General features: G+C 68.4%; 21 protein-coding genes and 1 pseudogene. 12 read left to right on the forward strand and 10 right to left on the reverse strand.

The annotated features are described in order from the left end of the window. Positions 1–60 precede the first annotated feature (60 nt). Together ACGFJ2_RS49665 and ACGFJ2_RS49670 are read left to right on the forward strand one after the other, a co-directional pair. Complete coding sequence (locus ACGFJ2_RS49665; protein ID WP_393480635.1) at positions 61–1038, forward strand: neutral zinc metallopeptidase; 978 nt, start codon at positions 61–63, stop codon at positions 1036–1038. A gap of 135 nt (positions 1039–1173) precedes the next feature. Then, on the forward strand, positions 1174–3015 hold the full coding sequence (locus ACGFJ2_RS49670; RefSeq protein WP_393480638.1) for an LCP family protein: 1842 nt from the start codon (positions 1174–1176) through the stop codon (positions 3013–3015). A 98-nt stretch (positions 3016–3113) separates the two neighbouring features. On the opposite strand, the gene ACGFJ2_RS49675 is transcribed toward ACGFJ2_RS49670, so the two are convergent. Both ACGFJ2_RS49675 and ACGFJ2_RS49680 read right to left on the reverse strand, forming a co-directional pair. Then, positions 3114–3872 (reverse strand): maleylpyruvate isomerase family mycothiol-dependent enzyme, encoded by a 759-nt coding sequence (locus tag ACGFJ2_RS49675; protein ID WP_393480640.1) that lies wholly within the window; start codon positions 3870–3872, stop codon positions 3114–3116. Positions 3873–4068: 196 nt separating this feature from the next. Then, complete coding sequence (locus tag ACGFJ2_RS49680; protein ID WP_357952835.1) at positions 4069–4563, reverse strand: ATP-binding protein; 495 nt, start codon at positions 4561–4563, stop codon at positions 4069–4071. A 1110-nt stretch (positions 4564–5673) separates the two neighbouring features. Between ACGFJ2_RS49680 and ACGFJ2_RS49685 the strand changes: the two genes are divergently transcribed. After that, the gene (locus tag ACGFJ2_RS49685; RefSeq protein WP_393480643.1) at positions 5674–6003 is read left to right on the forward strand and encodes a hypothetical protein; all 330 of its coding nucleotides are present in this window, start codon (positions 5674–5676) and stop codon (positions 6001–6003) included. Between the two features lie 141 nt (positions 6004–6144). Here ACGFJ2_RS49685 and ACGFJ2_RS49690 read toward each other — a convergent pair whose 3' ends face one another. Both ACGFJ2_RS49690 and ACGFJ2_RS49695 read right to left on the reverse strand, forming a co-directional pair. Continuing rightward, positions 6145–6462, reverse strand: coding sequence for a hypothetical protein (locus tag ACGFJ2_RS49690; RefSeq protein ID WP_393480645.1), 318 nt, complete (start codon positions 6460–6462; stop codon positions 6145–6147). Positions 6463–6563: 101 nt separating this feature from the next. Further along, positions 6564–7331, reverse strand: a complete 768-nt coding sequence (locus ACGFJ2_RS49695) for an alpha/beta fold hydrolase (RefSeq protein WP_393480648.1) — start codon at positions 7329–7331, stop codon at positions 6564–6566. Between the two features lie 202 nt (positions 7332–7533). Between ACGFJ2_RS49695 and ACGFJ2_RS49700 the strand changes: the two genes are divergently transcribed. The 5 genes from ACGFJ2_RS49700 to ACGFJ2_RS49720 all read left to right on the forward strand — a co-directional run bounded on the left by ACGFJ2_RS49700 (position 7534) and on the right by ACGFJ2_RS49720 (position 10730). After that, a complete protein-coding gene (locus ACGFJ2_RS49700) occupies positions 7534–8154 on the forward strand; it encodes a DUF6891 domain-containing protein (RefSeq protein WP_393480650.1) in 621 nt (206 codons plus the stop codon). A gap of 153 nt (positions 8155–8307) precedes the next feature. Then, complete coding sequence (locus ACGFJ2_RS49705) at positions 8308–8919, forward strand: AAA family ATPase (RefSeq protein ID WP_357952830.1); 612 nt, start codon at positions 8308–8310, stop codon at positions 8917–8919. Between the two features lie 114 nt (positions 8920–9033). After that, positions 9034–9741 carry a DNA polymerase beta superfamily protein gene (locus ACGFJ2_RS49710; protein ID WP_393480653.1) on the forward strand — a complete coding sequence of 236 codons (708 nt, stop codon included), beginning with the start codon at positions 9034–9036 and terminating at the stop codon, positions 9739–9741. Between the two features lie 141 nt (positions 9742–9882). Continuing rightward, positions 9883–10107, forward strand: a complete 225-nt coding sequence (locus tag ACGFJ2_RS49715; RefSeq protein ID WP_357952828.1) for a hypothetical protein — start codon at positions 9883–9885, stop codon at positions 10105–10107. Further along, complete coding sequence (locus tag ACGFJ2_RS49720; RefSeq protein WP_358202742.1) at positions 10104–10730, forward strand: hypothetical protein; 627 nt, start codon at positions 10104–10106, stop codon at positions 10728–10730. Before ACGFJ2_RS49715 ends, ACGFJ2_RS49720 begins: the two co-directional genes overlap by 4 nt. On the opposite strand, the gene ACGFJ2_RS49725 is transcribed toward ACGFJ2_RS49720, so the two are convergent. Then, positions 10731–11744, reverse strand: a complete 1014-nt coding sequence (locus ACGFJ2_RS49725; protein WP_393480656.1) for an MFS transporter — start codon at positions 11742–11744, stop codon at positions 10731–10733. It lies immediately after the preceding gene. A 174-nt stretch (positions 11745–11918) separates the two neighbouring features. Here ACGFJ2_RS49725 and ACGFJ2_RS49730 point away from each other — a divergent pair, with 174 nt between their 5' ends. From ACGFJ2_RS49730 to ACGFJ2_RS49740, 3 genes are all read left to right on the forward strand, one after another. After that, positions 11919–13103 carry an alpha/beta hydrolase family esterase gene (locus tag ACGFJ2_RS49730; protein ID WP_393480659.1) on the forward strand — a complete coding sequence of 395 codons (1185 nt, stop codon included), beginning with the start codon at positions 11919–11921 and terminating at the stop codon, positions 13101–13103. A 115-nt stretch (positions 13104–13218) separates the two neighbouring features. Continuing rightward, positions 13219–14058, forward strand: a complete 840-nt coding sequence (locus ACGFJ2_RS49735) for a helix-turn-helix domain-containing protein (protein ID WP_357952824.1) — start codon at positions 13219–13221, stop codon at positions 14056–14058. Between the two features lie 64 nt (positions 14059–14122). Continuing rightward, a complete protein-coding gene (locus ACGFJ2_RS49740; protein ID WP_393480662.1) occupies positions 14123–14704 on the forward strand; it encodes a dihydrofolate reductase family protein in 582 nt (193 codons plus the stop codon). A gap of 173 nt (positions 14705–14877) precedes the next feature. On the opposite strand, the gene ACGFJ2_RS49745 is transcribed toward ACGFJ2_RS49740, so the two are convergent. From ACGFJ2_RS49745 to ACGFJ2_RS49760, 4 genes are all read right to left on the reverse strand, one after another. Beyond that, positions 14878–16110: a serine hydrolase domain-containing protein gene (locus ACGFJ2_RS49745; RefSeq protein WP_393480665.1), complete on the reverse strand. Its 1233-nt coding sequence runs from the start codon at positions 16108–16110 to the stop codon at positions 14878–14880. 282 nt (positions 16111–16392) lie between these two features. Continuing rightward, positions 16393–17127 carry a hypothetical protein gene (locus tag ACGFJ2_RS49750; RefSeq protein ID WP_393480668.1) on the reverse strand — a complete coding sequence of 245 codons (735 nt, stop codon included), beginning with the start codon at positions 17125–17127 and terminating at the stop codon, positions 16393–16395. After that, complete coding sequence (locus ACGFJ2_RS49755) at positions 17121–17531, reverse strand: hypothetical protein (protein ID WP_393480670.1); 411 nt, start codon at positions 17529–17531, stop codon at positions 17121–17123. Before ACGFJ2_RS49755 ends, ACGFJ2_RS49750 begins: the two co-directional genes overlap by 7 nt. A 161-nt stretch (positions 17532–17692) precedes the next feature. Beyond that, positions 17693–17935 carry a hypothetical protein gene (locus ACGFJ2_RS49760; protein ID WP_393480672.1) on the reverse strand — a complete coding sequence of 81 codons (243 nt, stop codon included), beginning with the start codon at positions 17933–17935 and terminating at the stop codon, positions 17693–17695. A gap of 272 nt (positions 17936–18207) precedes the next feature. Here ACGFJ2_RS49760 and istB point away from each other — a divergent pair. Further along, positions 18208–18861: pseudogene (gene istB / locus ACGFJ2_RS49765) on the forward strand (IS21-like element helper ATPase IstB). Positions 18862–18956: 95 nt separating this feature from the next. Here the strand turns inward: istB and ACGFJ2_RS49770 are convergent. Next, positions 18957–19682, reverse strand: a complete 726-nt coding sequence (locus ACGFJ2_RS49770) for a dienelactone hydrolase family protein (protein ID WP_393480675.1) — start codon at positions 19680–19682, stop codon at positions 18957–18959. Positions 19683–20056: the final 374 nt, after the last annotated feature.

Here is a 20056-nt window from a genome sequence, read left to right on the forward strand (position 1 = left end):
CCCCCGCGCCCGCCCATGCCGCCGGGGCCGTGGGGGCCGCCGCCGCGGAAGAAGTCGGGCATGGGGGTGATCGGCATCCTCGGGGCGGTCTTCGGATCGATGGCGGCGCTGTTCGTGCTGCTCGTGATCGCCGCGGCGATGCTCAAGGGCTCGTCCAGGCCCGACACGACCACGCCGGTCGCCATCCCCTCATACACCTACAACACCGGGACGCCGTCCCCGTCGGAGTCGCGGAGCGAGACCCGGTCGAGCGAGCCGACGGCGACGCGGTCCACCGAGCCCGAGACGCCGACCCGGCCCATGCTGAACACGAGCACGAGGAACAACACCCTGTACCGGGTCGGCACCCTGCCCAGGGTGGCCTGCCCGGCGGGCGGCGCGAGCATCTTCAGCCACAGCCAGCTCAAGGCGCTGATCCTGAAGACCGGCAGGTGCATGGACCGGGCCTGGGGGCCGATCATGCAGCGGCAGGGCATCCGGTTCACGCCGCCGAGGTACTCGATCGTGGCCACGCGTGGCAGGGGAGCCTGCGGCGACTACCCGTCGCCGGGGAGCATGGTGCCGTACTACTGCCCGCGCAACAACACCATCTACGCCTCCACCTCGGCCATGGCCAGGGGCAACGGGAACGCCCGCGGCTACGGGGAGATCATCTCCTGGCACGGCGGGATCATCAGCATGCTGGCCCACGAGTACGGGCACCACGTCCAGAACATCTCGGGCGTGATGGACTCCTGGTGGAAGCAGACGGTCGACTCCAGCAGCCGGAGCGGCAAGCTGGCACTGAGCAGGAAGCTGGAGCTCCAGGCGACCTGCTTCGGCGGTATGTGGATGCGGTCGGTGGCCGCGTCCTACCCGGTCAGCACCGCGAACCGCGCCCGCCTCTTCGCCTTCTACGGGCAGGTGGGTGACTATCCCGGATATCCCCGCGACCACGGCAACAGAGTGAACAACAGCCGGTGGTTCCGTCAGGGCTGGGAGAGGAACCAGGCGTTCCAGTGCAACACCTGGATGGCGGCTTCGTCGACGACCTCCTGATGTCATGGCCTGTTCATCTCAGGTTGGGTACATGTCTTGGATGTCCCTATATGGGAGCTAGACTCCTGGCAATCTTGTGCCCTACGGGGTGCAAAAACCATGGGTTTCGCCAGGTAGGCGTGTGAAGGAGCCGGTGTGAGCAAGCGCGATGGGGTGGACACCGCGCCCGAGGGCAGGAAACGGCGCGCTCCCCGCCGCTCGGGCACAGGGTCCGAAACCGGACCAGGGGAGGGTTCGGACCCCGGCCGTTCGGGCGAACCGTCGGACGCGGACGACACCCCGCAGAACCGCGCCCCCGCGGACGACACACCGCAGAGCGACGCCCTCGCGGACGGCCCCCCAGCCGCGGGTGGCCACGGCACGCGTCCGGCCGGCACGCATCCGGCGGGTCCCGGTGGGACCGGGCCGGGCGGCACCGGTCCGGGTGGGAAGGGCCGGGGCGGCAAGGGCGCTCGCGGTCCCGTGTCCTCCGGCGCCGGGCGGCCCAAGCCCCGGCCGCGGGCGGGCTCGGCGGCGCCGCAGTTCGCCAAGCCGCTCTCCACGGGCGGCCTGCTCGGCTGGACCCTGCTGTCCGCCATCGTCCCCGGCACCGCTCACCTGCGCGCCGGGCGCCGTCGTACCGGCCTGATCATGCTCGGCGCGTACGTGGTGCTGCTGCTCGCCGGGCTGGCGTTCGGGCTGACGCGCAACGATGGCAACATCGCCCAATTGGTCGGCGCCGACATGCAGATGACGGTCATCGTCATCGCCGCTGTCCTCGCACTGGCCTGGTTCGCCATCATCGTGCTGTCGTACGTGGCACTCGGCCCCAACCGGCTGAACCAGCAGGGCCAGATCGTCTCCGGCATCGTGGTCGGCGTGCTCTGCGTCTCGGTCATGGCCCCCTTCGCTTTCACCGCGAACCTCGTCCTGACCTTCCGCAACGCCTCCCAGAAGATCTTCGTCCCCATCGCCCTGAGCACGGACCCGAGTGTCGCGCCGATCAAGGAGAACGATCCCTGGAACGGCAAGGACCGGGTGAACTTCCTGCTGATCGGCGGCGACGCGGCCGGCGACCGTACCGGCGTGCGCACGGACAGCATGACGATCGCCAGCGTGGACGTCGCGACGGGCAAGACGGTCCTGTTCAGCCTGCCGCGCAACCTGCAGCACGTGCACTTCCCGACGTCCTCGCCGCTGCGCAAGCAGTTCCCCAACGGCTTCATGGCGGAACTGCCCAACGGCGGCCTGCTCAACGAGGTCTGGCAGTACGCCACCGACAACCCGCAGATCATGGGCGGCAAGAACAAGGGCCCGCGGGCGCTGATGGACGCCATCGGCTACACGCTCAACTTGAAGATCGACTACTACGCCATGATGAACATGTACGGCTTCGCGGACCTGGTCGACGCCATCGGCGGCCTCAAGATCCGCGTCGAGCGTGACATCAAGTGGGGCGGCCACTTCGGCACCGCGGGCACGATCAAGGCGGGCTACAAGAAGCTGACCGGCGAGCAGGCTCTGTGGTACGGCCGGTCTCGGGTGGACAGCGACGACTTCTCGCGCATGGCCCGCCAGCGCTGCGTCATCGGCGCGTTCGCGCAGCAGGCGACGCCGGACAAGATCCTGTTGAACTTCGGCAAGATCGCCGATGCGACGAAGCGGCTCGCGCAGACGAACATCCCGCAGGAGCTGGTCGAGCCGCTAGTGGCGCTGGCCGTCAAGGTGAAGAGCGCCAGGATCACCAGCTTGCAGTTCGTGCCGCCGGAGTTCCTGTCGGGGCGTCCCGACTGGCTGAAGATCCGGCGGGCCGCAGAGAAGGCGATCAAGGACTCGGTCCGGCCGGCTCGGAGCGCGCAGGCGGCTGACGTCACGTCCTCGCCCGGGACGCCCACGACCAAGCCGACTCGTTCGTACGCCGCCGCCAAGCCGACCCAGACGCCCACCCAGAACAGCCAGAAGACCGCCCAGAGCCTGTCTGAGCTCTGCGGGCTGTAAGCCCCGCCGCCCTGCCAAGCCGCGTTGCTCTTCGGCCGCACCCACCCGGTGCGGTCGGAGAGCGCCGCTGGGTCACCGGGTCACTCAGGTCACTGGGGTTACTGGGTCGCGAGGGAGAGGAGTCGGCGCAGGTAGGTGACCTGCTCGGGGTCGCCGGTGACCGACACCTCGCCACCCCTGCCCCACACCCAGCGCAGCAACTCGTCGGGCGCCCCCGACACGACGGTCCGCGCCTGCTCGACCGCCCTGTCGGCGACCTCGTCGGTGACGGTGACCTCGGTGGGCGTGGCCCGTACGAGCCAGGCGCGCTCTCCGCCGACGACCGCGATCGCCCCCTTGAGGTCGGGGCGCAGGGCCTCGGCGAAGCTCTCGGGGTAATGGGCGAACTCGTGCGCGAGCATCACCTTGAGCCCCTCGTCCACCCCGTCGAGGGCCAGGTCGTCGGCCGCGGGCGTCACGGGCAGGCCGGCCGCGAGCTCGGCGTCGACGCGGTGGATCACCGTCTCCTGGGCCATGCGCCTGATCCAGAACCCGACGCTCTGGTCGGGCTCGTACCAGGTGAGCGCGTAGTCGTCCGGGGCCCTCGCGGCGAACTCCGCCATCAGCTCGGCGTAGGCCCGGTCGAGCACCGCGAACGGCTCCTCACCGGACAGGTCGGGCGGCCACGGCGTCGGCCACTCCCCGCGCAGCATCGTCTCGGCCTTGTGCAGGTAGACCTCAGTGATGTGCGTGACCAGATCGGCGGCGGTCCACCCCGGACAGCTCGGCACGGGCGCCGCGTCCGGCGCGGCGGAGGCCGCGGCTCTGAGCAGGCCGTATTCGTCAGCCAGACAGGCCAGCAAGCGAGGGGCATCCATGGCACCCACCCAACCACGCTTCGTCGGCACACGGCATCGCATTAAAACCGGCGGCGTGTCGCCAGATAAGCCAGCAGCGTGCCTTGCCTGGTCGGCGGCGTATCGCCTCAGGCCAGCGGTGTGTCGCTGTGAACAGCTCGCGGATCGAACAGGCGCCCCCACAGCGCCCGTTCCTCTCCCGCTCCGGCGTCAGGTGCTAGGCGGCGCTTCCGGGCCCTCTCCCGGCGAACAGCCCGCCCCGCCGTACGGCCGGCATCCTCGGACGCCGGTACGGCAACGCGAACCATGTCGCCTTCCCGATACGCCCCGGACTGGTGACGTACTTCTGGGGATGGCATCCCCAGAAGCCTTCGGAGAGCGCGGCGACGATGCACAGCCCCCGCCCGCGCTCGGCGTCGGCGTCGACCAGACGGGCCACCGGCAGCGGCGGACCGCAGTCCACCACCATGCACACGATCTCCTCGGGATCGGCGTGAAGCACCAGCTCATAGGGTGCCTCTCCATACAGGAAGGCATTTGTCACCAATTCGCTGGCCATTAGCACGGCGTCATCGACGAGATCGGGACTCAGTTCCAGTCCGGTCAGCGCGTCACGGACGACCGTTCGGGCATACCGGACGGCCTGCACATCTTCGCGCAGGGGCCAGGCATGCTCGGCGTGTGTTCGCGGGACGGATCGCAGTGGGGTCATTGGCTTCTCCTTCCGCGTTCAACTGTCGAAACGTGTACGGAAGAGAGGTCAAAAAAGGCGGATCTTGAAAAATCGTTTTTCGCCGGACCCGCCACGCACCGCGACCCGCCGCACATGGTGACCCGCCGCACACCGCAACCCGCCGCACACCGTGACCCGCCGCGTACCGCAACCCGCCGCCCACCATGGCCCGCCGCGTACCGTGCCTCGGCGACCTCTACACTCGGCGGCTCTCCGTAACGCCCTGCCGGTAAGCCCCGACCCCCAGCCGCAGCCGGGCCCCGTCCGATCGGTTCATGGCCCCGCACGCTGACTCCTTTCGCCGCGCTGACTCATTCCACAAGGACATGTCAGCGCCACGCCAGCGATACGAAAGCCGAAGCGGCGAGCATGAAGTCCGCAGCCTCGAAATCCCTTGGAGATTCGCGACAAAAGGAGAGTCGCATTGAGAACGACAGCACGATTACTCGCGATGACGACACTGGCCGCAGGTATGGCGCTCATCGCGGCACCCGCGAACGCCGCCACGGGAACACTGACTCTTTCCACCAGCCCCGCCGGGCAAAGAATCGTGTATAACAATCCCACGGCCGGTTGTTACAGCACCACATCAGCCTTCAACAATGTCACAAATCGCACGAATGTCGCTGTCACCGTTTACCAAGGAACGCACTGCCAGGGACTGTCCCTAATCATCGCTCCGGGTACGAGTCCCGTGCCGGTCGGAGACCGTCTCAGCGTCTCCGTCCCCGCCTAAGGGTTTTCGATCCAGAAGAAGGGATGAAGTATGCACAATCGCATGGCGAGGCGAATAGCCGTCGGCGTAGTCGGCCTGGGTCTGGCGCTGACTCCCGTGGTCCCCGCATTCGCGGCGCAGAGCAGCTCGGCGAGCCGGCAAGTGGCGGGTCCCGCGCAGGTGGAGAGCCACACGGAATGGGGCGGGTGGTATTCCAGCGTGGACAGCTGCGCCGAAGTCGGCCGGGCATACGTCCACCAAAACGGAGCTATTGGATTCACCTGCCGGCCTCTCAACGGCCAGTGGGCCCTCTGGGTCGTCTACGACCCCTCCCCCTGACCTTCGATCCGATGAATCAAACTCAGGAGAGAACAGTGCGGAAAATCAAGAAGGCCGCGACGACGCTCGCGATCACGGCCACGCTCGCCGCCGGCGGCATGACGCTGGCCGCGCCGACTTGGGCGGAAAGCGCATCGTCCAGCACGCAGGCGAACGCCGCGGCGGGAGTCTGGTACATCTTCAATTTCTATCCGGACGAGGGGACCTGCGAGGCTCAGCGCAGATGGGGCGCCAGTCAGGGCTGGTGGACCTGGGACCATTCGGCCTGTGCGACCAACGGTCGGGACTGGGCGCTCTTCATCCTCTACGACGCGGCCCCTTCCGCGAAGCAGGCGCCACTTCCCGAGGGTTGGCAGCGGTCCTGATTTCTCGGCGAAATATGAGATAGCGCGAAAAGGTGCCTTCTAACCTGTCTGGCGGCGACTTGCTGGGGTCGCAGCGGAGGCAGAGTGGAAGGCACCTTTTCGTACCGGAATTCGGGGTCCGGCATTCGTACGATCGCCAGGTCAGCAGGCCCTGACTTCGTCGAGGTAGGAGCCCCAGCCGTGCCGGAAGAGGAAGGTCTTGTGCGGCTTGAGCACCTTGCACTCACTGTCGAAGTTGTACTGGATGACGATCTTGACGCGGATGGTGTGCCCGCAGTCGTTGCGGACCTTGACCCACTTGTTGTAGTCGTGCCCGGTCCAGGTCGTGGCGCAGTCTGGGGCGCCGTCCCGGGCGGCCGACTCGGTCGAAGCCGAGGCGCCGTAGGCCGGAAGTGCGACCAGAGCGGCAGAGACGAGTGCCGCCATCGCCGCGAGTCGGATCTTTCCTCTCATGCTCATCTTGCGCGTCCCCTTTCTCCGTTTTCTCCGTCCGAAATGTCACGCCGACCGTAGGAGCGGGGATGTTGAGGTCATGTTGAGGATGCGTCTAGGGCCTGGCGCTACGCGCGGGCGCGGGCGTGCGGGCGGAGGGTGGCCAGCCAGCGGCGAAGGAGGCCGGCGAAGGCCTGGGGGCGTTCCAGATGCAGGAAATGCCCGGTCCCGTCCCACGTGACCATCTGTGACCCGGAAGGTGCGGGGATCGAGGACTCCCACGCGGCCGGCTCGCTCAGCGAGCGGACGCAGAGGACCGGGCGGGTGCGCCTGGCCAGGTAGCGGCGCGTCGCGGACCGGGCGCCGAACGCGTCCGGGCCCAGGTACATGCCCTCATAGCAGGCGGCCAGTACGTGACCAGGGGTGGCGAGCAGCTGAGCGCGTACCTCGGCGGGCAGGGTGCCGAGCTGGCGGACGGCCGCCGCCGCGCCCTTGGCCCGCAGGGCGGCCAGCCGTTTGCCGAACAGCCGCTCCTCGGCGGCGTCCGCACCATAGGCGGGATCGACGACCACCAGCGCGGAGACGTGTTCGGGGTGCTCCACGGCCATGGCGGTGACGACCTGAGCGCCCATCGAGTGCCCCACGGCGACGACCGGTCCGGCGTCGAGGCGGTCGAGCAGGGCCACGAGGTCCCCCGCCAGGTCGATGGGCCGGTAGCCGTCCATGGGCGCCGGCGACCCGCCGTGCCCGCGCAGGTCGGCGGCGATCACCCGGTGACCCGGCTGGAGGGCGTCGGCGATGGGCGCCCACGTACGGGCGTGACCGCCCCAGCCGTGCACGAGGAGCAGGGTCTCGCCCTCGCCACGATCGGTGTGGCACAGCGCGATGGGGGCCATCAGCGTGAGCCCTGGCGGATCATGGGACGCCCTCCTTGAAAGCGCTTTCCAGCCATCGTAGGCGCTGCCGGCCCGAACCCGGCCGATGAGGTCTCCTGGACACCGTCGGCGTACGCGTCGCGGCCCGCACGCACCATTGACATTCACCGGCCGTCCACGCGGGCGCGCAAGATGTGTCGGAGTGATCATGTAGGTTCCTGGCATGCCTGATGACGACGATGAACCCGACGACGCTACGGATGAGCTGGCAACAGAACGCGCATTCTTATGGGAGCAGATCGAACTCGCGGTTCTCGGCGGTTTCGCCGATGAATATGACATAGAGGACTGGCTGGAGGATGAAACGACCGACGAAGATCTGCTGGAGGAGCTGAAGGCGTACGCGGAAGAGCTGTTCCGGCAGGAGCGGGCGCATGAGGACACTTGGCTCACCCCCACCGTGAACGACGCCATCGACCAGGCGTTCGAGGAGCTGAACGAGCGCGGCCTCGTCGCATTGCAGAACGCGGGTTTCACGATGTCCGACGGTTGGACCGACGCGCTCGAAGCCGCCTCTGAGCTACCGGACAAGCCCCGCGGCGCGGTCTTCTATCACGGCCAGGACCTCGAGTCCGGGGTTCAGGGCCACGGGCTGATGCTGGCGTTCGGCGCCTTCGAAGACGACGAGGCGAAGAGCGAAGCGGCGAGCGCCGCCATCGCACGAGAGGTGTGCGACACCCTCACCGCTCACGGGGTCGAGGCCAAGTGGAACGGCTCCGTCAACTCGCGCATCGAGATCACGCCGTTCCCGTGGCGAAAGCGCCGCTGGACCGATGCCCCTTGATTCTCGGCCCGCTGCCCAGGGAACAGTCTGTGACGCCATCCCCCTGGATCTGCGGATAAAGACGCTGATGCGGCACTCTTGTCACCTGACGTGCAGCAAAATGTGACCAAAGCACGTGTCCGTCCTATCGGGGTGAGGGTGAGGGTGAGGGTCTTGAGTATCTCGGTGCCGGCGGCTCCGGAGGCCGCTGGGACGCTGCGCTACCCGGCCGGCTCCCTGGTGATCCTCACCGGTCTGCCCGGCGCGGGCAAGACCACGCTGCTGCGCCGCCTGTACGCCCTGGACGGCACGGAGAGCCGCCCGGTCGTGGCGGGGTCGGTGGTGGTGATCGATTCGGCGCAGTCACGCCTGAGGTGGAGCACGCGTCTGGGCTGGGCGCCGAAGCCGGTGCGTACCGCGGTGGTGTTCACGACGCATGTGTGGCGCATCGGCCGGGCGTTGCGGGGCGGGAGCGCGGTGATCGCGCACAATCGCGGCTGCGGGTCCGCCGTGTTGCACGGGTTCGCCTGGCTGGCGCGCCGGTCGGCGGTCCCGTTCCATCTGCTGCTGCTCGACGCCCCTCCCGCAGATGCGCTGGCCGGCCAGCAGGCCAGGGGCCGGGTCGTGGCGACGCGGACGTTCGCGCAGCACAATCGCCGCTGGGAGGCGCTGCTGACGCGGGTCCGGGCCGGCCGCACCAGTCCGGCCACCGGCGCGCACGTCCTGGACCGGCCGACCGCCGATCTCCTCGAAGGCATCCACTTCGACGGGCCTGTCCCCCGCTGACCGCACGCGCGCCGCATCGGCTGCGTGCCTGGCCCTGCGGCGGTAGCCTGCGGGCTCCTACGACACCCACCACCTGCGGGCGCTGCCCGATCACCACCCCCCGAAGGATCTCCCGTGACCAACATCCCCGGCACCGTGCTGCTGGCCGGCGTCGTCGGCTCCACCGCCTACGGTTTGGCCGGGCCCGACTCCGACGTAGACCGGCTCGGCATCTTCGCCACCCCCACGCTGGCCATGGTCGGCCTGTCCCGGCCCAAGGAGAGCATCGTCCACACGAACCCCGACCGGACGCTCCACGAGGTGGGCAAGTGGTGCTCTCTCGCGCTGGGTGGCAATCCGACCGTGATGGAGCTGGTGTGGTTGCCCGACGACCTGTACGAGACCCGTACACCGGTCGGTGACCAGCTGATCGCCATCCGGACCGCGTTCCTGTCCGGTCCGCGGGTCCGCAATGCCTACCTCGGGTACGCCACTCAGCAGTTCCAGCGCCTCGACCGGCGCGGCGACGGCTCGTTCTCGGCCGACACCCGCAAGCGGACCAGCAAGCACGCCCGCCACCTCGCCCGTCTCTTGCACCAGGGGCGCGAACTGTACGAGACCGGCCACCTGCCGATCCGGCTCCCCGACCCCGAGGCGATCCGCGCCTTCGGCGAAAGGGTCGCGGAAGGCAGCACCCAGGAGGCCCAGGACCTCCTGGCGGCCACCGAGAAGGCGTTCGACACCGCGCGCACACCGCTGCCCGCCCAGCCCGACGCCGCCACGGTCGAAGCATGGCTGCGCGAGGTCCGCATCGCCCACTGGAACCCACCGGCCGACCGCTGACCGCCCTGCTGCGGACCACGGCCGTCGCTGTCTACCGGGGCAGCTCAGGAACTGGTCGGGCAACAGCGCTGCGGGCAGACATGTCGCCACAATCTGCAACCTAGGTTGCCTTTAATCGTGCAACCTCGGTAGCCTAAACTGATGATGAGGAAGCGGGATCTGGAGCGACGCATGCGCAAGCTCGCCAAGGAGTACGGCGTGCCCGTTGAGTCCACCGAGGGTGGCAGTCACACCAAGTGGCATGCCGGTTCGGAGGCGATGCCCGTGCCTCGTCACTCGGAGGTCAACGAGCGGACGGCGAAAGGAATCTTGGAGAACTGGGAGAACATCCTTGCTGAGGTCGCGAAGGAGCAGGAGGAGCAGTGAGCAGGAACGACACTTTCACCATCACCGCCAGTCGGAGCGATGACTGGTGGGCTTTGACCGTCTCCGGACCCGGCCTCAAGCGGAGCTACCACACACAGGTGAAGCGCTTGGAGCAGGCGGAGGAAATGGCGCGTGACCTGGTGGCCACCATGCTGGATGTGGACATCTTCGAGATCAACGCCGACTTCGACCTGACCGTGGCCGACGATGAAGTGGCTACAGAACTGGAAGCCACGCTGGTGACACGCCTCGCGGCGACCCTCGTCAAACAGAAGGCCGCCGAAGCGACGCAAGCGACAGTGGCTGATCTGGCGCGAAGAGGTTACGTTCACCGCGACATCGGCTACCTGCTAGGCATGTCACATCAGGCGGTCGGAAAGCTGCTGAACGAGGCGGAGAAGGAGACAGCCGCTTCCGCGGACGATGCCGGTACACGTTCCCTGGCACTCTCCCTCAAGGAAATGCTTGATCGGCTGCACATGACCCGCGACACGGAAGCGCTGTTGAAGTCTTATCTGCTCGAGGTGGCCGCGGGCGATCCGATGGACCGCAAGCTGAGCAGGCTGAGGGCGCTGGGCGAGCAGCTGCGTCACGGCAGACGGCGGAGGCTGACAGACGCCTGATCAGGGTCGGAAGGCGGAGCTGAGGCGGCACGCCCGGTGCGCGCGGTGACCACCATCACGGCGAGGCCGAGCGCCACGACCGCGGCGCCCACGTACAGCGGCGCGGTGTAACCCAGGCCCGCGAAGCCCGAACGCCGCGAGCGTGGCGGCGAGTCCCGCCAGGGACACGATCAGCGTGCGGTCGCGGTCGGCCGCCCGGCCCCCGGCGACATTGCCGATCACCAGGCCGCTGCCGTAGACGACGAGCAGCCAGGCGACATCGGCGCTGGTGAAGCCGGTGACCTCGGTAAAGGTGTAGGCGATGTAGCTGAACGCCCCGAACATGCCGCCGTAGCCGAGGGCGGTGGCGGCCAGGGTCAGCCAGACCTGCCGGGAGCGGAAGGCGCGTAGCTGGGGGCGCAGACCGGCCGGCCGGTGGGCCTCGTGCACGGCGCCCGCCCAGGCCGGAACCCACACGGCGATGGCGGCCAGGGCCAGCACGCCGATCCCGGTGATGGCCCAGAACGTGGCGCGCCAGCCCCAGCGTTCGCCGACCAGAGCGCCGAACGGTACGCCCAGCACGTTGGCGACCGTCAGCCCGGCGAACATCACGGCGACCGCCTGCGAGGCCCGCTCCGGTGGGACCATGCGGCGGGCGACGAGCGAGCCGATGCCGAAGAAGGAGCCGTGGCACAGGGCGGCGACGACGCGGCCGAGCAGCGCCACGGCGTAGCTGGGCGCGACGGCGGACAGCAGGTTGCCGAGGACGAACAACGCCACCAAACCGACGAGGACGGCCTTGCGGTGGATGCGGGTGGTGGCGGCGGTCAGCAGGATCGCGCCGATCGCGACGCTCAGGGCGTATCCCGAGATGAGCCACCCGGCCGTGGCCTCGGAGACGTCCAGGCCGCGGCTCACCTGGGGCAGCAGGCCCGCGATCACGAACTCGGTCAGGCCGATCCCGAAGCCGCCGAGCGCGAGCGCGACCAACCCGGCGGGCATCCGCCGCGCGTTCCCGTCCTGTCGGATGTTCACGTATAGATCATGGGGGGGTCGGTCGCCAAGCTTGACAAGGCTGTCCGCGACAGAGGTATGGGCCGGACTCACATGTGCGCCTCCGGGAATTCTGGTGCGTGCCACATATCAGGCCGTTCGCCCGGAACGTACCGTCACGGGCAATCGCCAGGCGTGTGAACCACGGAGTCGCCGATGTTTCCACTCCCCAGCCGAGCCGTCGTCAGAGCCGTGACGGCGCTCGTCCTCATCCTCGCCGTACTCGCCGTCGCGCGCCCGTCCCGGGCGGCCTCCCTGACGAAGGTCACCGGGTTCGGCTCGAACCCGGGTGCCCTGAACATGTGGGTCTACCGCCCCGACGGCCTGCCCGCGGGCTCCCCCGCCGTCGTCGCTTTGCACGGCTGTACTCAGAGCGCCGACGCCTACTACACCAACTCCGGCTGGCGGAAGTTCGCCGACCTGTACGGTTTCGCGCTGATCTTCCCCGAGGCCACCACCCCGCCGTCGAACTGTTTCCAGTGGTTCCAGGAGGGCGACATCGGGCGCGGCCAGGGCGAGGCGCTGTCCATCGCCCAGATGGTGTCGTACGCGACGAGCACCTACCAGCTCGACCCAGGTCGCATCTCCATCACCGACCTGTCCGCGGGCGGCGCGATGACCGCGGTCATGGTCGCGGCGTACCCGGAGCTGTTCGACGCGGCGTCCATCGTCGCGGGCCTGCCGTACCGCTGCTCCCCACCCGCCTCGACCAGCACCTGCATGAACGGCCCGGTCACCAAGACCCCCAAGGACTGGGGAGCCTTGGTGCGCGGCGCGTACCCCGGATACACCGGGCCGCGACCGAGAGTCTCGATCTGGCACGGCCAGGCCGACTACGTGGTCAACAAGGCCAACGGCGTCGAACTCAGGGACCAGTTCACCGACGTACTCGGCCTGTCGCAGACCCCCGCCTCGACGACGAGCCTGCCGGGCGGCACCACGATGGAGACGTACGGCGGCGGTGAGGTCCGCTTCTACCGGATCGCCGGGATGGGGCACGGCACGCCGGTCGATCCGGGCGGCGCCGCGGAGCAGTGCGGCACGGCGGGCGCCTATTTCCTCGACACCATCTGCTCGGCGTACTACGACACCCACTTCTTCGGCCTCGACACGGGATCGCCGCCGCCCCCCACACCGACGCCCACCCCCACCCCGTCGCCGCAGCCCTGCTTCACCGCCACCAACTACGCGCACACCCAGGCGGGCCGGGCCCACCAGTCCGGCGGTTACGCGTACGCCAACGGCTCCGGCCAGGCGATGGGCCTGTGGAACACGTTCGTGACGACGACCTTGCGGCAGACGGGACCGAACTACTACGAGGTGGCCGGCACCACCTGCTAGGTCAAAGGGGGCGGTTGATCATCAGGCGCTGAAGGAGAAGCGCCCGCCGCGGTTCTACGGCGGACGGCGTGCGACGATCTGGCGGTCCGCCCGTGCATCGGCGATGCTGTGACGCGTGAAGTACGTGTCCAGAGTGCCGCGACCGCCGCTGGACGGGCTGATCGACGACCTTTACTACCTGGAGGGTGAGCCGCCGTACGCCCGGCTGACGCTGCCGCCGATGCCTGCGGCGTTGCTCGTCGTCAACCTCGGGGCGCCGTTCCGCATCCGCGCCGGCACCGACATCGAGTCGGCCGGGTACGCCGACGGCTGCGTGGTCACCATGCCCACCCGCGCCTTCGAGTTCGGCTATCCGCCGGGGACCCGGTCAGTCGGCGTGCACATCAAGCCGTGGGGGCTGGCGCCGTTCCTGCCGATGCCCGCGGCCGAGCTGTGTGACCGGCCGGTTACTGTGGAGCAGGTTTGGGGCCGGCCCGCCATTGCTGAGCTGCGGGACCGGCTGGCCACGGCGGCCGGGCCCTACGAGATGCTGACGCTGCTCGAGGAGGAGCTGATGCGACGGCTGTGCGAGACCGCCGGCCTGGGGCTGGTCCGCCATACGAGCAGCGTCATCGCGGCGACCAGCGGGGCGGTGGCGATCGGCGACCTGAGCGTGGCGGCCGGTGTCAGCAGCACTCATCTGGCGCGGCGGTTCAAGGAGCTCATCGGCGTCACGCCGAAGCGGCTGGCCCGCACCTACCGCTTCGCCGCCACCGTGTTCGCGATCGACCCCGCCGGACCGATCGACTGGGGCGACCTCGCCGGTGGCGCCGGCTACTTCGACCAGGCCCACTTCGGCCACGAGTTCCGGGCGTTCACCGGGCTCACGCCGACCCGGTACGTCGAAGTCCGGCGGCGGTTCCTGCGCGAACATCCCGGCCACGTGCTCGACGGCTGGCCGCTGCCGGCCGATTGATTTCTTACAAGAGCGACAGCTCACGACACGCTAATTTGGGGCACCCCAAGCAGAGGAGAGCCCCGTGGGCAAGGTGGTCATGTACAGCTCGGTGTCGGTGGACGGCTTCGTCGCGGACGAGAACGACCAGCCCGGACCGCTGTTCGACTGGTTGTCCAGCGGTGACGTCCCGTTGGACGAGAGCGGCGAGCTGAAGGTGTCGCAGACGTCCTACGACTACACCCGGCCGTACTGGGACCAGATCGGGGTGACGATCGTCGGCCGCCACGTCTTCGACATGACGGACGGCTGGGACGGGAAGCCTCCGGGCGGCATCGACCACGTGGTCGTCGTGTCGCACCGGCCGATGCCCGAGGGCTGGGACCCCGAGGCGCCGTTTCACTTCGTCGACGGCGTCGAGGCAGCCATGGCCAAGGCGCAGGAGCTCGCGGGTGACCGCATGGTCGAGGTCGCCGCCGGCGACGTCGGTGGCCAGGTGCTTGCCGCGGGCCTGATCGACGAGGTGCGCATGGACGTCGTACCCGTCGTGTTCGGGTCCGGCAAGCGCTACTTCGGGTCGGTCGACGCACAGCACCTGTTGGAGGACCCTGACGTGGTGATTCAGGGCTACCGGGTGCTTCACCTGCGCTATCGGGTGCGCCGATAACTGATCTGAACGGGTACGCGAAGAAGCTCCTTCATGCTGGCCAGTCGCCGCCGGAGCGAAGCCATGAACCTCCCAGAAGCGCCGCACACAGCGCATCCGCCTTTCCCGGCCCGAGCCGGTGGATTTCCCGGCCCGGGCCTCTTTCTTCGGGGCGGCTACGCCGTGGCCGCGCGTCAGCCGCCACCGCCGCCGTCGCCGGGCGACGCCCCGGTGATGGCCCGCGTCTGCTGTCCGGTGATCTCCTGCAGCGGTATGTCGTCGTAGTTGCTGAGGACGACGCCGACCCACCCGGCCTCCGGGTAGATGCTCCAGTGGGTGGAGCTGCCGGGGTGGACGCCGCTGCGCGAGAGCTCCCACTGGCCTTCGACGATGTGGGCTGTCGGCCCGTAGGTGCTGAACCCCGGGGAGCCTCGGAAGTTGGGGGCCTTGACCGAGGTGAACACGTCGGCCCAGGCCGGGTCGAGCACGGTGCCGTCGTACAACGCTTCCGCGAACCGGATCAGGTCCGGTGCGGTGACGAACCCGCCGTCCGGGACGAAGTTGCGGGCATTGTTCTGGCCCGCCAGGCCCGGGCTCGGGCTGTCCTTGTCCAGGTTGCGGACGGCGTCCACCCAGCTGCCGTCGGCCTGTTTCATGTACGAGTGCGCGATGTGCTCGTCGGCCAGCCACTGCGGCCTGGTGTAGTACGCCGAGCCGGCCATGCCGCAGCGCCCGAAGATGTGCTCACGCACGTAGTCCCAGAACGTCATGCCGGTCACCGCCTCGACGATCTGCACGGTGACGTCCGCCCCCCAGCCGGGTTTCTCCGAACCCGCGCCGGGGGTGGCCACCAGCTTCGCCTGCCGTGTGTACTGCTGGTAGTACTCGTGCTGCTCCTCCTGGCTGTGGAAGATGCGTTTGTAGTCGTGCGCCGGAAAGGACAACCCGGAGGTGCCCATGAGCAGGTGGTGGATGCGCACCTGCTCAGCGATCTCCTTGGCGAAACCGGTCAGGTAGGTGCCCACCGTGTCCCACAGCTTCACCTTGCCCCGCTGCGCCAGCTGCACAATGGACAGGCTGACGAACGGCCCGCCGTAGAGATTGAACGCGACACCTTCGTGGTTACGGATCCCCTTCTCCTTGTCGGCCATGCCGTAGCTGCGCGACAGCACCGTCCGGCCCCGGTGCGACAGCAGCACCACTCCGGAGAACTTGTCCTCGGCGGCCAGCTTCGCCACGTACCGGTCATAGGCCCCGCCGGGCCGGGTATCCGGCGGGATCCGGTCCTGCTCGGACGGCTCGGACGCGGCGGCGGGGGCGGCGCCTAGGCACGCGCCGGCCGCCATCACACCGGCGGCCAGACCGCCCCATTCGAGCAGCCGCCGCCGCTCGACACCCCGTACGTACGGAATCCGAGTCCATCTCATCGCTTTCCCCGCGCGAGGCAGGAGGCGAGTGCTCGTTGAGGACGCGATGGTCCTGGGCGCTGTTGGTCATGGCTGCGATATTTCGTCGCGAATATCACCGGCCCGCGCGCGTGATGTCACCGTTGCTCGACAAACCCCTGATCTCGACCGGGACTCCGTGACAGTGGCTGCTGGCCGCAGCGCCGCCCGGGAACGTTGACATCAGCGTTCGGCGTCGGCGCTCGCCCGCGTCAGTGCGCCCGGTTTGCCGCTGGACAAGGGCTCCGTCCGTCTTTCAGCTCGTCAGCCGGCAGCGACCGGATACCGGGCTGCCGCAAGGTCGTCGGCGAGATCCTTCACGGCAAGATCAGCGTTCAGCGCGGTGACCACCCCCCGCGTCAGCGGACGGAGGGCATAGACGTGCCGCACCGCATCGAGATCCACGGGCACCTCGTAGTAGTCCTCCGCGAACCGCCGGAACGCCTCCGGAGACGGATCGACGAGCCGTGCGAACAAGTACACCGCCCCATCGGGATCGCTCACACCGTCCGGGTAGTCAATCTCACCCACCCGCCAATGACCATCACCGACCTCACGCCATAGGCAAGCGGTCACGACCGGCATTCCGTCCTCATCGCAGAACGCCGGCTCCTCCGCACAAGGGCGGAAGACCTCGGGAACGTAGTCGAGCACCCCCGGCCACGGCCCATCGTTGCCGTACGGGCTCATCGCCGACTCGTGGGCGGAGCCGCGGATGTACGCACCCGCCGCGGAGAAGACGATGGAGTACTCATCTCCCGAACCGTTGCGCATCGAGGCCATCTCCTCCCCAGGGCTCCAACCCGCGTCGAAGGAGTGGTAGCGACTGGACCATTCCGGACTCAAGATGGCCTCCAACACCGCCATGGACCGGCACAGATCGCGAAGCACCGGGATATCAGGCAGCAGCCGGGCCACATCGTGAGCAGTCATGAGCTCATCCAATCGGATGCCAGCGACATCCTTGTGTCCTTCCGATGGGCATGAGACTTTCAGCACTTCACATCCGCCATGTCCGTACCCGGCGGCAGCGACTCCCGGGTCCCGTTAGTCCAGGTGACGGCTATACCCCATGGCCGGTCGGTCGTCTCGCGGACCACCAGGTCCAGCTGGATCCGCGCCTCGTTATAGAGCGACTTCTCCAATACGCCGGTGACCCAGAATCGCCGTACACGGCGGATCAACTCGGTCCGCGCTTGCGCCGAAGGAACGTCTGCAGGCCGCTCGTCCTTCTGCACGACTTCCAGCACTGCCGTGGCGATCACGATCACGAGCATCAGCGGCCACGCCACCCATAGTCTGCTCTCCCATGCTGCTGGCAGAATCCCGGTGGCGACATTGGTCGCCACGCCGAGCATCGCGATGAAGAGGACCGAGAGCACGATCTGAGCGCGACGCAGCATGACACTCTTTCTACATCTAGCGCTTGCTGGTTATGGGGGAAGGGATGCGGACCCGCGGGCGCTTCGGTCGTTCAACCGGGATGCGAATCCCCCAATGACCCGGCCGCTCTGTGTCCTCTCCTGTGGGCCGACCGCAAGCACCTGACCACGGATTGTTCTCGTCAACGCCCATCGGTGGCCAGAATGCGGCGGCTTGCAAGGCCCATGGCGACCGCGACGGCACCCGCGCGCTGATCGAAGTGCTGCTCCTGACCCGTCACATCCCTACCGAGCATCTGGTCACCGGCCTGGCCGCCGCGCTGCGGGCCGGCGCCCTCACCGCGGACGCGGTCGCACTGGAGGCCCGCAAAGCCGCTGAGGAAGATGAACAAGCCGCTCCCGAGCCCGCCCAGCACGACAACCACGAGGCAACGGTGACGTTCCTGACCGAACGGCGCCTGGCCCGGCTTCCCCGCGACACCCGGCCGCTGCCCTCGGTGACGGCCTATGACCAGCTCCTCAACGCGCCCGGCCGCCCGACGAGCGCCCAGCCCAAGGAGGAACACCATAAGCGTCCCCCACCGCGGCATGACCGAACAGGCCGCCCGGCCTCCATCGATCAGGCCTGCCGGATGCTCCGCCTGCCCAGCTCCGCACCGCCTTTCCCGAATTGGCAGAGCAGGCGACCCGCGAGCAGATGTCCTACCTGGGATTCCTCACCGAACTCCCACTAACCGAAGGCGACGACCGCGCTCGCCGCCGCTCTGAACGCCGCATCAAGGCCGCCCAGTTTCCCCGCGACAAGTCCCTGCGCGCCTTAGACTTCCACGCCAACCCCAACATCGATCCCGCCACCATCCATACGCTCGCCACTTGCGAATGGGTGAAAAGGGGTTAGCCCCTCTGCCTGATCGGCGACTCCGGCACCGGCAAGTCCCGCCTGCTCATCGCCCTCGGGACCGAGGCCGCAATGAAGGGCTACCGGGTCCGCTACACCCTCGCCACCAAGCTCGTGAACGAACTCGTCGAGGCCGCCGACGACAAGGTTCTCGCCAAGACCGTCGCCCGCTACGGACGCGTCGACCTGCTCTGCATTGACGAACTCGGCTACATGGAACTCGACCGGCACGGCGCCGAACTCCTCTTCCAGGTCCTCACCGAACGCGAAGAGAAGAACAGCGTCGCCATCGCCAGCAACGAGCCCTTCTCCGGCTGGACCCGCACCTTCACCGACCCGCGCCTCTGCGCCGCGATCGTCGACCGGCTCACCTTCGCTGGCAACATCATCGAGACCGGCACTGACTCCTACCGCCTTGCCCAAACCCGAGCCAGAGCCGAACAAGCCGGCTGACCACACTCACAGGGGTGGGACCCCAATACGCCAGAAACCTGCCGTGGTGACCGGTAAGCGCTGGTCAGCGGGTGGCCGAGCTTGGACTGACCAGATCACTCCGTCACGGGCAGGCACTCGGCGAGCAGGTCGACGACGTCGCGCCAGGCTCGCTGCGCGTGCCGTGGGTGGTAGCCGACGCCGGGGACCACGGTGTGGTCGACCGTCGGATGGTGGAAGGCGTGCAAGGCGCCGCCGTAGACCACGAGGCGCCAGTCGACGCCCGCGGCCTGCATCTCGGCGGTGAACGCGTCCCGTTGCGCGGGCGGCATGATCGGGTCTTCCGACCCGACCCCGGCCCACACCGGGCAGCGAATGCGCGCCGCCTCGCCCGGTCGGCCCGTGGTCAGTGCGTTGACTGTCCCGATGGCGCGGAGGTCGACGCCGTCGCGCCCGAGTTCCAGCCCGATGGCGCCCCCGGTGCCGTAGCCGACGGCGGCGATCCGGTCGGGGTCGGTCCGCGGTTCGGCGCGCAGCACGTCGAGCGCCGCGTGGCCGATGCCCCGCATCCGGTCGGGGTCGGCGAGCAGCGGCATGCAACGGGCCAGCATCTCCTCGGGGTCGGTGAGCAAGCGCCCGCCGTGGAGGTCGAAGGCCAGCGCCACGTATCCCAGCTCGGCGAGCGCATCGGCTCGGCGGCGCTCGACGTCGCTGAGCCCTGGGCCCTCTGGTCCGAGCAGCACCGCGGGGCGGCGCCCGGTGCCGGAGGGCAGCGCAAGGTGCCCGATCATCGTCAGGCCGTCGGCCGGGTACTCGACCGTGCGGGTTGTCACTGTCGTCATGAGACTGGACTGTAGTGATCGTCGAACACCGGTCGGGCCGGTGTTCACCGCTGGCAGAGTTCACCGCTGGCAGAACAGCGCGGGTGTGCCTCTGAAATGCGGCGATGGCTCACAAGGTCCGTCACAAACCCCGTTCTCGCGGCAGCGTTATCGGATCATCTGCCCTGGCCACGGTGCTGGAGACTGACCCTCGCGGCAGGTTTCTGGCATATTCCGGCCCACCCCTCACACAGCGTCACGAGAGCCATGCCCCAGACCCACGGGCATGGCTCTCGTTAGTGGCCTCCTTGGCGGAGTCCTTCGAAGCGACAGCCGATGCCTCTGACGCGTCCGCGGATCGTACTGACGCCCGGTACGAAGCGTAAGCGATCACG

This window comes from Nonomuraea sp. NPDC049028 (genome assembly GCF_043197735.1).
In the GTDB taxonomy this organism is placed as follows: Bacteria; Actinomycetota; Actinomycetes; order Streptosporangiales; family Streptosporangiaceae; genus Nonomuraea.

Coding starts and splice junctions, on each gene's coding strand:
- ACGFJ2_RS49665 (WP_393480635.1), top strand. CDS start 61: ATGGGGGTGATCGGCATCCTCGGGGCGGTCTTCGGATCGATGGCGGCG.
- ACGFJ2_RS49675 (WP_393480640.1), bottom strand. CDS start 3,872: ATGGATGCCCCTCGCTTGCTGGCCTGTCTGGCTGACGAATACGGCCTG.
- ACGFJ2_RS49680 (WP_357952835.1), bottom strand. CDS start 4,563: ATGACCCCACTGCGATCCGTCCCGCGAACACACGCCGAGCATGCCTGG.
- ACGFJ2_RS49690 (WP_393480645.1), bottom strand. CDS start 6,462: ATGAGCATGAGAGGAAAGATCCGACTCGCGGCGATGGCGGCACTCGTC.
- ACGFJ2_RS49695 (WP_393480648.1), bottom strand. CDS start 7,331: ATGGCCCCCATCGCGCTGTGCCACACCGATCGTGGCGAGGGCGAGACC.
- ACGFJ2_RS49700 (WP_393480650.1), top strand. CDS start 7,534: ATGCCTGATGACGACGATGAACCCGACGACGCTACGGATGAGCTGGCA.
- ACGFJ2_RS49715 (WP_357952828.1), top strand. CDS start 9,883: ATGATGAGGAAGCGGGATCTGGAGCGACGCATGCGCAAGCTCGCCAAG.
- ACGFJ2_RS49730 (WP_393480659.1), top strand. CDS start 11,919: ATGTTTCCACTCCCCAGCCGAGCCGTCGTCAGAGCCGTGACGGCGCTC.
- ACGFJ2_RS49745 (WP_393480665.1), bottom strand. CDS start 16,110: ATGAGATGGACTCGGATTCCGTACGTACGGGGTGTCGAGCGGCGGCGG.
- ACGFJ2_RS49755 (WP_393480670.1), bottom strand. CDS start 17,531: ATGCTGCGTCGCGCTCAGATCGTGCTCTCGGTCCTCTTCATCGCGATG.
- ACGFJ2_RS49770 (WP_393480675.1), bottom strand. CDS start 19,682: ATGACGACAGTGACAACCCGCACGGTCGAGTACCCGGCCGACGGCCTG.